Below are 15717 nucleotides of genomic sequence, written 5' to 3'. Positions count from 1 at the left end.
TACTACTGTTTATGTCAATGTTTACCGCTCGCTTAATCAAAACCTAAGTGCGCAGTGTTATTTATGTCAACTCATAAGGGCAACACGATGTTAACCAAACTTTCGCAGCTTTTAGCGCAAGGGCGCTTTGTTTCCCCTGTCCCTGCCGTGGTGGTGCACCCTACTACCGATATCATTTTGCAATCTTGTATCCAAGCCCATCAGCACCACATCATCACCCCGATTTTGGTCGGTCCAAAACACAAAATCGAAAAAGCCGCTACTGACGCCAATTTAGATATTTCAGGCTTTACGTTAGTGGATGCTGAGCATAGCCATGACGCGGTTGAAATCGCCGCAAAAATGGTTCGTGAACAGCAAGCCGACTTTATCATCAAAGGCTCAGTGCATACCGATGAGTTAATGGGTGTTCTGGTCGATAAAACCCAAAATCTACGCACCGAGCGCCGTATGAGCCACGTGTGGTTAATGGAAAGTCCCACGTACCACAAACTTTTGACCTTGACCGATTGTGCACTCAACGTGGTGCCAGATTTGCTCACCAAAAAAGACATTTTGCAAAATGCGATTGATTTTGCGCACGCGCTGGACATTGAGCAGCCTAAAGTAGCCATCTTGGCAGCGGTTGAAGAAGTTAAACCGCAAATGCAATCGACCATCGATGCTGCGGCGTTATGCAAAATGGCAGACCGGGGTCAAATCACCGGCGCCTTGCTTGATGGACCCCTAGCGTTTGACAATGCGATTAGCCAACAGTCTGCGGATATCAAACATATCCACTCACCTGTCACGGGCGATGTCGATATTTTACTGGTACCTGACTTAGAAGCGGGCAATATGCTAGGTAAACAGTTAATTTATTTGGGCGAAGCCAAAGCCGCGGGCATTGTTATGGGTTCAAAAGTGCCGATTGTGTTGACCAGCCGCTCGGATGACGAACTCGACCGCCTTTATTCTATTGCCCTTGGCGCCTACGTTGCGCAAAAGCGTAAACAAGCTTGATGTTAATTCAGGTTACTTGAGATTAATTGAGATTACTAGCATGAAGGATTCTGTCATGAGGCATATTGACTTAACTCACCCGATCGCGGTGACTTTCAACGTGGGTTCAGCGACTATCAAAATGGCGGCGTATGACACCGCTAAAGCAGTCGACTCATCCCCGCTTGCGTGGTCCCCCTTGTTTGATGTCAATATCAACCTAAAAACCAAAAACAAAGTCTGGCACTCCATGCCACAATCTTTGTCTGACTGGGAACCCCAAGATAGCCTGACAGAAACCGCGGTAAGCTTGTTTACTCGTGTCAAACATGCCTTTCCCGCGCGTGAGATTGTCTGTATCCACCGAGTGGTTCATGGTGGCAAACGCTATCATGTTCCTGTGGTGATTAACGAGACAGTGATGGCGCATTTGGTGGAGCTGTCACCGATTTGCCCGCTACATCAGCCTCCTGCCCTATCTGTGGTCAACGCGCTGCAAGCCATTGATAAAAAACTGGTGCACATTGCTGCCTTTGATACCGCTTTCCACTACCATCGCCCAGAGATTTGGTCTAGCTATGCGCTGCCAAAATCGCTGCGTGATCAAGGCGTGCGCTGTTATGGCTTTCATGGTTTATCGTATCAGGCGATTATGCGCAAACTTAAAACCTATCTCCCAAAGATTGCCAAAAAACGCTTAATTATCGCGCATTTGGGTAGTGGCTGTAGTATCACCGCGGTCGAAAACGGCAAGTCAAAAGACAGTACCTTTGGCTTTAGTGGATTAGATGGCGTGCCAATGGGTACCCGTCCGGGTCATTTGGATTCTGGGGTGATTTTATATATGGTTGAGCAAGGTTGGACGCTCGAGCAAATGAACCAATGCCTATATAAAGAGTCGGGTTTGCTCGGTTTATCTGAAATTAGCAATGACGTGCGTGATTTGCTCGCTAGCGATGACCCACGCGCCAAATTTGCACTGGCGTATTTTGCCACGCATGCCGCCAAAGAAATCGCAAGCCTGATGGTTAGTATGAAAGGCTGTGATGCGCTTATCTTTACCGCAGGGATAGGCGAGCAGTCGGCGATTATCCGTCAGATGATTGTCGAACAACTCGATTTTTTAGGTTTTAGTTTGGATGCGGATAAAAATCTCGATGGCCGTATTGACGTTCCGATTTTACGAATCAACTCAGATGATGACAAACAAATTTATGTCGTATTGACCGATGAGCAACTTGAATTAGCTTTATCGCTTGAGCATGCCATCACGATAGAAACTGATAAGTAAAAGTGACAAACCTGTCAACTATTTTTAGGATGGATGGTAAGATATAACCGATTTTTATCTATTCCCTACTTTCATTGTAGGTTTGATTATGTTGTTACAAATATTAACATAAATTATGATTGTTTTTTACTTTTAAGCGAGTAATAAGGTTTAATTTAGCATTTTTTCATGATATTGTAATATCAAGCAAATAGACTATGCTTAAATCTTATCGCATTCATTTTAGTCATATTTTTGATTAGAAAATGTATCGCAACTTGGTATTGTCCAATACCCTTCTTGTTTTTTCTGGTAGCCTAATGAGGTCAATTATGAACAACGATTTTATGGATAAAATGAAAGATGGTTCACGTCAAATGTACGCACCATGGTCGCGCTTCAACCAAGCGATGTTACGAAATGCGGAAAAAATGACTGACTTTTCTTTAGAAACAATGCGTCATTACTCAGAAATGGGTCTTGAGCAACTTCGCAATGTTTCTTCTGTTGACTCTCCAGAAGCGGCTTCAAGCTTCAACCAAAAACAAACTGAGCTGCTCAACCAATTGGGTCAAAAAATGTTGTCAGATGCACAGCGTTTGACTGAGCTTGGCAAAGAAATCCGTAATGAAGTTATGTCAGCGATGAACGAAATCTATAGCCAAAATGCATCCAGCATGCAAGATGCCATGCAAAGCGCTGCTAGCAACGCATCAAAAACGGCAGAAGACTTTAACCGCAAAGTGAACGAAAACATGCACAAAGCGGCAAACCAAATGTCAGAAGCAGTTAAACAAACCACCCAAAACATGAATAAAGCTGCGACTAACGTGAATGCTGCGGCAACCCGCACCGCTGATGATGTAGCACAAACACAAAATAGCGAAGCGGCAAAACCTGCAGCGAAAACAAACCCTGCGGCAAAATAATTGGTTTGATGCATCGTAGTCATTCTTAAGACTGTATCATTTATAAACCGCTATTTATGTTTTACCTGATAGATGAATAGCGGCTTATGAATCTATAAAAGTGGTGGATTAGACAGATGCCTAATCCACCTTATTTTTAAGTAAGCATGCGCATATTCACAGCGAATTCTTATCAAGCACAGCATAATAACGGGACTTATCATGGCAGACAATAAAGACACACAATATCAAGGAACGAACGCCCATTCCTCAAGCGACAATGCTTCAAATAGCGCTTCAAATAGCAATACTTCCAACACCCAAGGCGCAGAGAATACCACTACCAATGCTTTTGGCTACACGCCATTTGCCAATTTTCCATTTGGCAATAATGCCTTTGGTTTTGGTAGCAATCCTTTTAACAACTTTGGAACCAACGCCTTTGATCTGCCGCAGAATCCGCTGGATTTTTTGAGCAAAACCAATCCATTTGCTCACATGGCCTCTAGTATTCCGCCTTACAATCCTGCGGTTGGTGAATTCTATAGCGAATTTTTTGGCAATATGACCAAACTGAGCCAACAGATTGCACAGCAATCGATGCGTGCCAACCAAGCGCCGCAGTACACCAATACCTCCATCATGATGGACTTAATGGATGGCTGGCGTAAAATGGGTCAGATGGTGACCAACCACCCAGGCACGATGGTTGAAGACCAATTGCAGTTGTTTAAAGACCAAATGCACTTGTGGCAAAACACGCTACAACAATTTGCCGGTAAAAAAATCGACCCAGTGGTAAGCCCGGAAAAAGGCGACAAACGGTTTAGTGATGAAGAATGGGAAGACAATCCTATTTTTAACTTCCTAAAACAGTATTATTTATTAACTACCCAAGCGATGATGGATGCGATTGATGGCGTTGAAGGCATTGATGAAAAAACCCGTCAACGCTTGGCTTTTTTTACCCGCCAATGGATCAATGCGGTGGCCCCAACCAACTTCTTATTGACCAACCCAGAGGTACTACGTTTGACCATCGAAAGTCGGGGGCAAAATCTCGTTCAAGGGATGAAGCAGTTGGCTGAGGACATGGGTAACAGCGCTGATACACTCAATATCCGTATGACTGACCAGAGTGCGTTTCGGGTGGGTGACAACATCGCCACCTCAAAAGGTAAAGTGGTATTTGAAAACCACATGATGCAGCTCATCCAGTATGACCCTTCAACCGAAAAAGTAAAACAACGTCCGTTGTTGATGGTGCCGCCTTGGATCAACAAATTCTACATCATGGACTTACGTGAGAACAACTCGTTTGTGCATTGGGCAGTCAACGAAGGCCATACGGTTTATGTCATCTCTTGGGCGAACCCGACGCCTGAGTACAAAAATGTTGGCATGAGCACTTACATGAAAGACGGCGTGCTTGCAGCGATGGATCAAATTGAAGCCATCACGGGTGAAAAAACCATCAATATTACAGGTTATTGTATTGGAGGTATGTTGACCGCATTGACGTTAGGCTATCTTGCCGCGACCAAGCAAGAAAGCCGCATTGCCAGTGCGACACTTTGGGCGACTATTATTGACTTCTCAGATCCAGGTGATATCGGCGTCTTTATCGATGACAAAATCGTTGCGGCGATTGACAAGCAAAACGCTGACAAAGGCGTGTTTGATGGGCGAATGATGGGCGTGTCATTTAGCCTACTCCGTGAGAACAGCCTATACTGGAACTACTACGTACAAAACTACCTAAAAGGCGAGCGGCCCGTACCTTTTGACTTGTTATACTGGAATTCAGACTGTACCAACGTGACCGCTGCGCTGCACCATTTTCTACTGCGTGAGTTCTATATCAACAACTTGCTGCGTAAACCGGGTGGGGTTGAAATTGACGGCGTGAAAATTGACTTATCAAAAGTTAAAACCCCTGTGTTTATGGTCGCAACCTTGCAAGACCATATCGCAAAATGGAAAAGCTGTTATCCAGGTACGCAAGTATTTGGCGGTGAAAAAGTATTTGTGTTGGGAGAATCCGGTCATATTGCGGGTATCATGAACCCCCCAGGTAGTAAATATGGTTATTACACCAACGACAACTACCCTGCGGACGCTGACCAATGGTACAAAGACGCCACCTATGTTAAAGACACATGGTGGACAAGATGGCATGACTGGATCAAACCATTTGAGGGCAACGAAATCAATGCCCGTATTGTCGGTCAAAATAGCCAAGGTAAAGAAATCCCAACTTATGGCGATGCCCCAGGTAGCTATGTCACGGTCAAAGCGACTGAAGCCTTAACCGGTCATAACTTTGCAGAAGCTTACCGTTCACAATTACCACCCGTATAATATATCGTTATCACACAACATCCCGTAATTGCCTAGCCTGTCACGGGATTTTTATAAAATAGCCAAATCGCCCATCAGCTACATAGATTTGCTAGTCAAAAGTTGTGATATTGAGTAGAATTAACACCATATTCTGCGCATAATAGCGATTGGAAACACTTTGAATAGAGCGCCTATGTCGATTGAACCAGTACAAAATGACCTATCACTCAGTAAGCTAGACCGCAATATTGTCTTCTTTGATCGGGCGATTCGCTCGTTTATTCCAAACAGCAATCTTAGCACCCGTCCTTTGCCTGTCTCTACCCCCGATGTACCAAAACTATCCGTGGAAGAAGCGCGTCATGTCGCGGGTCTCATGCGTATCAATCATACTGGCGAAGTGTGCGCGCAAGGACTGTATCACGGTCAAGCATTTACCGCCAAACAAGCAACGGTCAAAAAAGCCATGCACCAATCTGCGCTAGAGGAGATTGACCACTTGGTGTGGTGTGAGACGCGGTTAAATGAATTGGGTAGCCATCCCAGTATTTTTAGTCCGCTTTGGTATGGGCTATCGTTTGGCATGGGTGCGGTAGCGGGATTGATTTCTGATGAGTTTAGTTTGGGGTTTGTCGCAGAGACGGAAACCCAAGTCAGCGAGCATTTGCACAGCCATCTTGGTAAGCTGCCTGCACAAGATAAACGCAGCGCTGAGATTTTAAGCCAAATGGATAAAGAAGAATTACATCACCGTGATAAAGCAGTCGAATCAGGTGCCAGCCCATTGCCACTATCCATTAAAACCACGATGCGTTTTTTGGCTAATTGCATGAAAACGGTGGCGTATCATATTTAACCAAGCGTGTTTAACCGAGCGTGTTTAACTGGACATGACTAATACACTCAATCGTTGGCTGGCGTGTTTATTGCTATAACCTTGCTTAAGCGCGCTGTTTTCGCGTAAAAATATAACAATAACTTTATTATTTTTTGATAGTATTTTTAGATTGTTGCTTTACATTGTTGCTATGGGATAAGCTGATTGATTTATGCAATCTATCCCACCCAATTTTTTAAGGAAATTTCAATGACTCACATGGTAAAACCCCTAGCCTATACTTTAGCTATTTTGATGGCAACCAATGCCACTGTAGCGATGGCTGCAACTGCAACCGCAAAAACAACGACCAAGACGACCACCACCAAAACCACCACGGCAAAACCCGCTACCCAGACAACAGCAACTAAAAAAACCACGGTGACCAAAGCCAAGACTACCAACAAATCAACCGAAAAATCAGCTGATATGGTCAATAGCGTGAAGGATACTACCCCGCAAACGACACCGCCGTCAGCCACCTCAAATACAGGTTCAATGATAGTGCCTGTCTTGACCGCCCCCACGGTTGCCAACGTGATGTATCCATCTACCAACAGCGTACAATTGGTAGGCACGGATATTTCAGCGCAAAATCTTGCCAATATCCCACTGCCGACTTTAACGCTTAGTAATATCTCAACAATAAAAACCGTTTTGGTTCCACGAACCACGGATAACATTACACAGTTAGATGTCAGCGTGTTAGACGATTTTATTACTTATGCTACCCCAATGGCACGTCACTATCCCCCAGTTTTTTCGAGCCGTACTGAGCGTTACAATACCACTGAGCGACTCAAATCCTTGACCGCATGGATTGAGACCTACGCACAAAATCCAAATGCCTCTTATGAGGTGCTACTGCGTGCAGCAAAACTCAATGCGATGGGTCGCAATCTGGATTTAGGTTCTGATTATGCCGTGCGTGCAGGCAATTATATCGCCCGTGCCGTGAGGCTCAATGACACGGCAGAAGCCAACTTCTTATATGGCGCAATGCTCGCTGAAGGTGGCGGTTTTAAAGAAGGTGCCAAATACTTAGAAAAAGCCGAAAAAATGGGCTATCTAGAAGCTACGCAAAGTTTGGCGCAAGCAGATTTATTGGATGACAAAAAAGACCGCGCCATTCAACGGTTAACGGAATTTAAGGCCAAAAACCCAGACAATCCGTATATCGATGAGCAGTTACGCATCGTCAATAGCGGTAAATACTATATTTGGGATATCCCTGCAAAAGTCGTTCAATAATTTTTTGCGTTAACACCCTAGCAATGGCTTAATATCACTGCTAAGTCACCATGCTAATTGCGTTTTAGCATGGTGATTTTTTTCATGCTGTCATTCAACGATATGTAACTTTTTTGCGCTAACCTTTTTTGCTGTATCCCTTTTTGCTCTATTTTAGCCGAGTAAATCACCATGCCGCTAACAAACCAATCTAATAGATTTTGTCAAACGCCTCTAATCACTGCAACGACATTGGTTGCTATCATCACTCTTACTGGCTGCGCCACCACCAAAATCGGTAGCCGCGATACTGCAAGAGCCATCATGGATCAGCGCGTCAGCGTGTTATCGGGCAGCCGCTTGAGTTCTGACACCAAAAGCCGTTTAGTGCAGGCAGGTTTAGATGAAGAAAAATGCTTGGCAAATATGCCTGCCTGTGTAGTGACGCTCAAGCAAGCGGATCTTAATACCGATAAAGGGATTTATGGCGTAATTAGTGAGCTGTTTTACGCCTCTGCCCAGCAGCGCCAGCAAGCCAAAACTTGTACCAATCCGCCAAAAGATTTGGCCACAGACTATGCCAAAGATTTGGTTGGCAAGACCGACATTGTAGCGCCCAAACCCGATGAAATTTCTTGTACTATCGCCTTTCAAGACGATATGCTGCAATCGATTCGGTTTTCTTACATTTATTTGATGTACGATATCCTCAATCCAACCGTCGTCAATCAACAACCGTCACAATTGTATTATCTGCCAAAACAACGCGATACCCAAATTCAGGACTTGTATTACGCTGCCATCGATGCGTTAGGTGATCGCTTGTATCATCAAAAAATGGCAGAAAATTATCAAATCACTCGCAACAACCTGCGTGTCAGTATCAATGGACAGCCGTTTACTGACAAATCGGCATCGATGAAACTGATTTCAAGCTACCAGATTAATTTATCAAAATTTAATACCATCAGTCGCCGCGATGGCTTTGGTATCAATTATGTGGCGCTACTCAATAGTCGCATCAATACGGCGGTGATTATTGACTTGTTGCAACACTATGCCAATGATACACCGTTAGAAGAACGTATCCACCAATCAGGGCATTTGCCTATGACCGCGGTGTTGGTGCCCAAAGGCAATAGCATTGATGAGTTGCAAAAAACCACCGATTTTTCGCTCAATATTTATGATCCCTATCAGTTTAAAAGTGTCTCTATACTCAACAAAGATTTTGCACTATCGGCGAATTTTTCGGCAGCCTATGGCTTATGGTCACAGGACAATCGCCTAGGCAATATCAGTTATTTTAGTATGTTTTCCTCGCCGTATCAGCAAACCCAGCCGCATTTATTTATGCTTGAGCCTTACAATCCTAATAAACGCGTGATTATCATGATGCATGGGTTGGCATCGAGTCCTGAAACTTGGATTGGACTGACCAATGACATTTTTAATGACCCAAAACTTCGTGAAAACTTCCAAGTTTGGCAGATTTTTTATCCAACCAATATCCCGATGCTAGAAAACCGCCACCAAATTTATGACTTGATTGAACGCACTTTTAAAATTGTCGATCCTAAGCAGCAGGACGTTGCCAGTCAACATGCGGTGCTGATTGGTCATAGTATGGGTGGGGTGATTGGGCGTTTGTTGGTATCAAATGATGACTTAACGCCCAAAGTCGAATCGCTGGTTGCCAATTACTCACAGATGAATAATTTTTCAGCGGACTACGCCGCATTTGTCCGTCATGCGCAAAACAAAACGCTCAGTGACCGCTTCAAACTTCAAGCCCTGCCGCAAGTCGATCGCGCGATTTTTATCTCTTCGCCATTTCGCGGTACCGATTATGCCGATCGCTGGTTTACTCGCAGTTTGCGCCGTATCATCTCACTACCGGCAGGATTTATCCGCACCGTGTATGACAATTTAAATTCGCTATTTACTGAAGGCGTGGTTTCAAGCAATCCGCTGGCACAGCTATTTTTGGAAAATGGCGCCAGCCAGTTGAGCAGCCACTCTTACTTTAACCAATTGACGGCAGATGTCACAATCGCGCCCAATGTTGCAGTCAATAACATGATCGCCACTGATGATAAGGATTTGTCCAATGCGCTCAATCAGCTTACCGCTAAGGCAGCCAATAGCCCTACTGATGATGTATCGGCATCCATAACATCTTTGAAAAATGACAATACGACGTCGAGCGTTAGACCCGCCACAGAGACCAAGCTGTATAACACCACGAGTCTGGCGCAAGCCAAACAAAGTCTGGATGAGAAAAAGCAACTCTTAGAATCGGTGAAATATGGCGCAACCGACCGTGTCTCCGATGGTATTGTGCCGTACAATAGCTCGCATTTAGAAGGCGTAGAATCTGAAAAAGTGCTTACCGGTCGTCACAATGTCCATACTAGCCCGCAGGCGATTTTGGAGTTGCGTCGCATCCTGCATCAACAACTCGCTCGCTATGGCGTCACCCAAGCGCCACCTGACAGACAGCCTTAGTGGCTATCCCGCCTCAGCCTCAATAAAAAAGCGAATAGCCTTCACTATTCGCTTTTTATTACACTGTTTTTTATTTAACTGTTTATTGCTACTAATTATTGGTACTACTGACAGTCCAACCGCTAAACTTTAGCAAAATACTTGGTCAACACTTCAAGACAGCGCGTCACCTTCGCAGGTTGTTGTTCATGTCTGGGTGTTACCGCATATAGCATATAACTTGGTAATTGGTAACCTGGCAATACTTCCACCAAATCGCCATTTGCCAATTCTTTTTGGATATCGAGTGACATGATACGGGCAACGCCATGCCCTTCTTTGGCAAGGGTCGTGGCAAGCATAATATTGTTGGTTTGAATACGCGTTGGCATACGCACGCGTGATTTTTTACCTGTTTCCACATTGATCATATCGACTTGATTGGGATCTTTGATAAGGCTAATACCAATCATATTGAGTTTGGCCAAATCTTTTGGCTCGGTCAATTTTTCATTTTGACGTAAAAAATGCGGGGAAGCGACGAGCAACTGACGTATCTCGGTCAAAGGAAACGCCGATAAACTACTATCATTAAGGTTTGGTGACATCCGAAGGGCGATATCGATACGCTCTTCAATCAAGTCAACGTACTGATTATCCGCTTCAAAATGGATGGTTAAATCATCATGCGCCGAAATCCAAGTCGATAACGCGGGCAAAATATGATTCACACCCAATTCTGGCGTGGTCGCAATGCGCAAGTTCCCTGCTAACTCATCGCGTAATTGATTGACACGGATACGACCTTGTTCGGCTGCCGCAACCACATCTTTGGCACTCTCATAAAAACTAGTACCTGCTTCTGTTAAGCTTAACTTACGAGTTGAGCGATGCAATAACACCACACCCATATCGTTTTCTAACGAGCGGATTTGTTGACTGACCGCACTTGTTGTTATGCCCAGTTCTTTTGCAGCACCACTAAATGAACCATGACGTACAACACTTGCAAAAACCGCCATGCCTCTTAAATTATCAAGCATATTTCACCCAATTTTATCACTTAATCAAAGTCACTTTTAAAAGCTGATGTATTATACGCCATTAGCAAGATAAATTAAACGACATCGGGATTTATTAACTAAAATTATTAATATTTTTTCAACTATTTAATTTTGTATTTTATTGATTTTTTTAACAAACATTGGTTTTCTTCAATCATTCATCTGTTAAAAAAGTAAAAATTAGAATTTATATAAATTAAATTCACTTATTGAATTAACTTAACAGAGCTAATTGATGCCTGTTGCTGCAAAAGTGCCTGCGTAACTGCTTGTTGTTCAAGCTGGTGGGTAGCTTGTTGTAACGCTAGTTTTTCGCGGGCTTCTTGTAGCGCTTCTGGTTTTAATCCATCTAGCGCTTGAAAATTACTTGCCGACTCCGCCAAACGAATATCAATACCCTCAAAACGCTGTTGCAGTTTTTGGCAAAAATTATCAAAAGTTGCGGTATGGGTCAAAAAGTTTTGTTCGGTGACAAATTGGCTTACCCCATGAATCTCGCCGGTCATAACCCCGCGTTTGGCAAGCACTAATTCATCCTCATCGAGCCAGCCTTGCTCACGGGCATTAAACACCCAATAATCCCATTTGGCAGGTGTCCACTCGCCTTCAAGGGTTACATGAGTGGGTTTGAGTAATGCCAGGGGCGATACATTAGCAATATCACTCCCCTCTGCCGCCATAGTGTGGTGGGAATGGTCAACATTAACATTGACATTGGTAGCTACGGTGACTGGCGCTGGCGCATTGTTTTTTATCAATGCGCTATCTTCTGTGACAATGCTAGGCGTGTTGCCAGACTCTGCAACGATGTCTGGCGCAGTAATTTCATGATGACTATCGCTTGATTGCAAATCAGATAAGCGATTGGCATCGTCTAGTCTGGTTGGAGTTTGCCCTGCGGTGGTACTTGCCGCGGTTGTATCATTAGATATTAAATGGGTATCATCAAATGTCTGTTGTTCAATGCCTTGTTCAATGCTTTCTTCAATGATTTGTTGAATGCTATCAACGTTTGGCACAGATTTGAGCAGATTGTTATCCGATAAGTTGTTATCACTCTGCTCGGAGGTTACTTGTAAGCTATCTTCAGCCAGCACTGAAGACTTTGCACCTTGTATGGCTTCGCTAGGCGTTGTGTCGACAAGTTGAGAATCAGGACTTTGAGAATCAGGGTTATTAGCGATTGGCGGACGAAGCGGGATTTGATTACGATGCAGTGGCTTGAACGCCATCAAGCGGAGTAAACACATCTCTAACGCTTGCATCGGCGTATTGGCTAATGCCAAGTTTTCACGGCTTTTTACCACAATGTCATAATATAGTTGTAATAGCTCTGCGGGTAACTGCTGAGCCAGTTGTTGCAATTGCTCGCTTTGCTGGCGATTGAGTTGCAAATCAAAATTTGGCAACGCCTGCAAAATGGCCAACTGATGCAGCGTCTCAGCCAATCTGTCAAATACGGCTTTGGCATCCACCACCTGCTCACGCAGAAGCTGAATGGCCTGCGTCAACTGCTGGGTATTTTGCTGGTAAATATTGGTAAGGATAGCGATGACATCGGCTTGGTCAATTAAGCCAAGCATCTGGCGAATCACTTCATCTGTGACATTGCCATTGCCAAACGCAATGGCTTGATCAGTGAGTGACAACGCATCGCGCACGGAGCCTTTGGCACTGCTCGATAGCTGCCATAAGGCATCAGGCTCGTAGCTGATTTGCTCTTTGTTAAGAATCGTACCAAGATATTCAGCTAACGCCACTTGCGGCAAAGGTCTGAGTACAAATTGCAGACAACGGGAGATGATGGTAATGGGCAGTTTTTGTGGGTCTGTGGTCGCAAGCAGAAACTTCACATGCGCTGGCGGCTCTTCGAGGGTTTTTAGTAGCGCATTAAAACTATGCGTCGACAGCATATGCACTTCATCAATTAGATAGACTTTGTAGCGACCTTGGGTCGGTGCATACGGTACGTTGTCGAGTAATTCACGGGTATCTTCAACTTTGGTGCGTGATGCTGCATCAATCTCAATCAAGTCAATAAAGCGACCGCTATCGATGGATTGGCATACACCACAGACGCCACAAGGCTCGCTTGTCACCCCTGTCTCACAGTTAAGGCATTTTGCCAAAATACGCGCAATGGTGGTCTTGCCGACGCCGCGCGTACCCGTAAATAGATACGCATGATGCAAGCGCTGGTTATGGATGGCATTGATTAATGCTTTAGACACATGTTCTTGTCCCAGCAGCTCATGGAAGTTTTTTGGACGATATTTACGTGCTAGGACTTGATACATGGTTATGGATACATGACAACAAAAACGTTAAAAAAAGAAATAACCTTAACCCACTCGTAGTAAAACTAAACCGCTGGGCTATTGGCTTCAATTAGGGGTTGTAATTCACCGTCTTGGAACATTTGATAGATAATATCACTGCCGCCGATCAGCTCACCTGCCACCCATAATTGTGGGAAAGTTGGCCAGTTAGCAATCTGTGGCAAAGTTGCACGGATTTCTGGGTTTTCAAGAATATTAACAAACGCAAATGGGCGACCAATTTGGGTTAATACATCCACCGCACGCGCAGAAAAACCGCATTGTGGGAACTGTGGCGTGCCTTTCATGTAAAGCAATACGCTGTGTTGAGCGATTTGGTCACGGATGGTTTGTTCGATCTCAGTTTGGTTCATATCAGTCATATGAAATTCCTTTATCAAGCCCTTTAAAGTAGAGCGCTATCTTCACAGCTAGAATTTGACTCACTAATGATGAGTGCAGGGTTGCTATTATACGCTATAATGGTTATCGAAAGTAAACATTCAAGATGCCCATCCCAAAAAAGTCAGCAGCAAAACTACCCAAAAATTCCATTAATCTGATGAAGTCACTTGTTCAAGCAACACCACACAGCTTACCATGATCCCTTCTTGACGACCGGTAAACCCAAGCTTTTCAGTCGTGGTGGCTTTGACGCTGATTTGGTCAACCGCGCAGCCCATGACACCGGCAATACGCGATTGAATCTCGGTACGATAAGGCAATAGTTTTGGACGCTCCGCCATGATAGTGATGTCGGCATTGATCAGCGCAAAGCCTTTTGATTGGATAAATTGGTACACTTGGTTCAGCAAAATGGTTGAATCTATATTGCGAAAACGCTCATCGGTATCTGGGAAAAACTGCCCAATATCGCCCAGTGCCAATGCACCAAGCAGCGCATCACACAACGCATGTAGCACCACATCGCCATCAGAATGGGCAAGCAAACTGTGGGTATGAGGAATTTGCACCCCGCCTAATGTTATGAATTGGTTTTCTGTGCCGTCATTAACAAAGGCATGGACGTCAATACCCTGACCGATTCTTATCATGGTTAATCCTATTTTTTTATCTTACTGTCGTGATTTTGGTAGGCTATTCTGTTTGGTTTAATGGTGTCTATTTTATCGGTCTCTATTTTAACGGTTAAAGCATGATTTACAAGTAGCTAGGCAGCTTAGACTAGTAACTTAGGAATAGCAAATTGGGAAAAACAACTTGTGAATAGCAACTTTTAATACCCCATTGCTGGCGCTACCGCTACATAGCATAAAAATCGGCTATTAAACAAGTTAGCCTATATTATTTAAAAAAAATTGATAAATCCTAGTAAATTGCTATGGTATTTTATTATATAACGTTATATAATATAAAAATAAACCCATCAAGTGGGGAACTTGATGGGAGTGGGTAATGCACTACTTGTTTTTATTTTTATTGTTTCTTTCTTCTTCTTTGTTTTACTGATGTTAGCCATAATGCCAAATTATGGCTTTTTTATTTTTATCGTTTTTTATTTTATTTTTTGTTTTAGTGATTCTGTCTTAGTAATATCGTAGTCAACAAAGCTTGTATTTATGTCGTGATGAATTTATTTTAGCGGATTTGCACCTACGCTCTATGTGCTCTTTGTTATGAATTGTTAAATTAAGTTTCTTTAGTTTCCTTAATAAAACTATTAATATTAATTTTGCATCCTTGTTGTTGCATTGCTACTTTTTAATGATAAACCATCTGAGTGATAGGCAATAAAAAAACGGCTTAAAATTTAAGCCGTTTTTTGTTGTGTTAAGATTAACGCGTACGTGGGCAAACTTCATTGTCATTGAAAAAATAGCTGATTTCACGGGCTGCAGATGTGGTTGAGTCTGAACCGTGAACCGCGTTCTCATCAATGCTGTTAGCAAAGTCACGACGGATAGTGCCTTCAGCGGCGTCTTTTGGGTTGGTAGCGCCCATGATTTCACGGTGGTGAGCCACTGCATTCTCGCCTTCAAGTACTGATACAACCACTGGACCTGAAGTCATGAAAGAGACTAAATCGTTGTAAAACGGACGCTCTTTGTGCTCAGCGTAGAAACCGCCCGCCTTTTCGTTGTCTAAATGCAACATTTTTGCTGCCACAATTTTTAAGCCTGCTTTTTCAAAACGACTGTAGATTTCGCCAATGTGGTTGCCTGCAACTGCGTCAGGTTTGATAATTGATAACGTACGTTCAATGGCCATGTTAAATTCC

General features: G+C 43.7%; 12 protein-coding genes. 7 read left to right on the top strand and 5 right to left on the bottom strand.

The annotated features are described in order from the left end of the window. Window positions 1-87: 87 nt before the first annotated feature. The 7 genes from H9W84_RS02865 to H9W84_RS02835 all read left to right on the top strand — a co-directional run bounded on the left by H9W84_RS02865 (window position 88) and on the right by H9W84_RS02835 (window position 10117). On the top strand, window positions 88-1002 hold the full coding sequence (locus H9W84_RS02865) for a bifunctional enoyl-CoA hydratase/phosphate acetyltransferase (protein WP_239741569.1): 915 nt from the start codon (window positions 88-90) through the stop codon (window positions 1000-1002). 55 nt (window positions 1003-1057) lie between these two features. Continuing rightward, window positions 1058-2272 (top strand): acetate/propionate family kinase, encoded by a 1215-nt coding sequence (locus H9W84_RS02860; protein ID WP_239741568.1) that lies wholly within the window; start codon window positions 1058-1060, stop codon window positions 2270-2272. Between the two features lie 311 nt (window positions 2273-2583). Beyond that, complete coding sequence (locus H9W84_RS02855) at window positions 2584-3180, top strand: phasin family protein (protein ID WP_239741567.1); 597 nt, start codon at window positions 2584-2586, stop codon at window positions 3178-3180. A gap of 201 nt (window positions 3181-3381) precedes the next feature. After that, entirely contained in the window at window positions 3382-5520 is a 2139-nt protein-coding gene (gene phaC / locus H9W84_RS02850) for a class I poly(R)-hydroxyalkanoic acid synthase (RefSeq protein WP_239741566.1), read from the top strand. Window positions 5521-5695: 175 nt separating this feature from the next. Beyond that, window positions 5696-6358 (top strand): 2-polyprenyl-3-methyl-6-methoxy-1,4-benzoquinone monooxygenase, encoded by a 663-nt coding sequence (gene coq7, locus H9W84_RS02845; protein WP_239741565.1) that lies wholly within the window; start codon window positions 5696-5698, stop codon window positions 6356-6358. Window positions 6359-6589: 231 nt separating this feature from the next. Then, entirely contained in the window at window positions 6590-7630 is a 1041-nt protein-coding gene (locus H9W84_RS02840) for a tetratricopeptide repeat protein (RefSeq protein WP_239741564.1), read from the top strand. A 171-nt stretch (window positions 7631-7801) separates the two neighbouring features. Further along, a complete protein-coding gene (locus H9W84_RS02835; protein WP_239741563.1) occupies window positions 7802-10117 on the top strand; it encodes a lipase family alpha/beta hydrolase in 2316 nt (771 codons plus the stop codon). A 122-nt stretch (window positions 10118-10239) separates the two neighbouring features. On the opposite strand, the gene H9W84_RS02830 is transcribed toward H9W84_RS02835, so the two are convergent. The 5 genes from H9W84_RS02830 to ndk form a co-directional block, all read right to left on the bottom strand. Beyond that, window positions 10240-11139: a LysR family transcriptional regulator gene (locus H9W84_RS02830; RefSeq protein WP_007116438.1), complete on the bottom strand. Its 900-nt coding sequence runs from the start codon at window positions 11137-11139 to the stop codon at window positions 10240-10242. A 227-nt stretch (window positions 11140-11366) separates the two neighbouring features. Next, window positions 11367-13457: a DNA polymerase III subunit gamma/tau gene (gene dnaX, locus H9W84_RS02825; protein ID WP_239741562.1), complete on the bottom strand. Its 2091-nt coding sequence runs from the start codon at window positions 13455-13457 to the stop codon at window positions 11367-11369. Between the two features lie 65 nt (window positions 13458-13522). Next, window positions 13523-13861: a Grx4 family monothiol glutaredoxin gene (grxD, locus tag H9W84_RS02820; protein ID WP_239741561.1), complete on the bottom strand. Its 339-nt coding sequence runs from the start codon at window positions 13859-13861 to the stop codon at window positions 13523-13525. A 171-nt stretch (window positions 13862-14032) separates the two neighbouring features. Next, the gene (gene ispF, locus H9W84_RS02815; protein ID WP_239741560.1) at window positions 14033-14533 is read right to left on the bottom strand and encodes a 2-C-methyl-D-erythritol 2,4-cyclodiphosphate synthase; all 501 of its coding nucleotides are present in this window, start codon (window positions 14531-14533) and stop codon (window positions 14033-14035) included. 742 nt (window positions 14534-15275) lie between these two features. Then, on the bottom strand, window positions 15276-15707 hold the full coding sequence (gene ndk, locus H9W84_RS02810; protein ID WP_007116442.1) for a nucleoside-diphosphate kinase: 432 nt from the start codon (window positions 15705-15707) through the stop codon (window positions 15276-15278). Window positions 15708-15717: the final 10 nt, after the last annotated feature.

This window comes from Moraxella tetraodonis (assembly GCF_022359095.1).
GTDB lineage: Bacteria > Pseudomonadota > Gammaproteobacteria > Pseudomonadales > Moraxellaceae > Faucicola > Faucicola tetraodonis.
This window is presented reverse-complemented; position numbering and strand designations above follow the sequence as displayed.

Excerpts from the sequence above, each read along its gene's own strand:
- H9W84_RS02865 (WP_239741569.1), top strand. The coding sequence starts at position 88 with ATGTTAACCAAACTTTCGCAGCTTTTAGCGCAAGGGCGCTTTGTTTCC.
- H9W84_RS02860 (WP_239741568.1), top strand. The coding sequence starts at position 1,058 with ATGAGGCATATTGACTTAACTCACCCGATCGCGGTGACTTTCAACGTG.
- H9W84_RS02855 (WP_239741567.1), top strand. The coding sequence starts at position 2,584 with ATGAACAACGATTTTATGGATAAAATGAAAGATGGTTCACGTCAAATG.
- phaC (WP_239741566.1), top strand. The coding sequence starts at position 3,382 with ATGGCAGACAATAAAGACACACAATATCAAGGAACGAACGCCCATTCC.
- coq7 (WP_239741565.1), top strand. The coding sequence starts at position 5,696 with ATGTCGATTGAACCAGTACAAAATGACCTATCACTCAGTAAGCTAGAC.
- H9W84_RS02840 (WP_239741564.1), top strand. The coding sequence starts at position 6,590 with ATGACTCACATGGTAAAACCCCTAGCCTATACTTTAGCTATTTTGATG.
- H9W84_RS02835 (WP_239741563.1), top strand. The coding sequence starts at position 7,802 with ATGCCGCTAACAAACCAATCTAATAGATTTTGTCAAACGCCTCTAATC.
- H9W84_RS02830 (WP_007116438.1), bottom strand. The coding sequence starts at position 11,139 with ATGCTTGATAATTTAAGAGGCATGGCGGTTTTTGCAAGTGTTGTACGT.
- dnaX (WP_239741562.1), bottom strand. The coding sequence starts at position 13,457 with ATGTATCAAGTCCTAGCACGTAAATATCGTCCAAAAAACTTCCATGAG.
- grxD (WP_239741561.1), bottom strand. The coding sequence starts at position 13,861 with ATGACTGATATGAACCAAACTGAGATCGAACAAACCATCCGTGACCAA.
- ispF (WP_239741560.1), bottom strand. The coding sequence starts at position 14,533 with ATGATAAGAATCGGTCAGGGTATTGACGTCCATGCCTTTGTTAATGAC.
- ndk (WP_007116442.1), bottom strand. The coding sequence starts at position 15,707 with ATGGCCATTGAACGTACGTTATCAATTATCAAACCTGACGCAGTTGCA.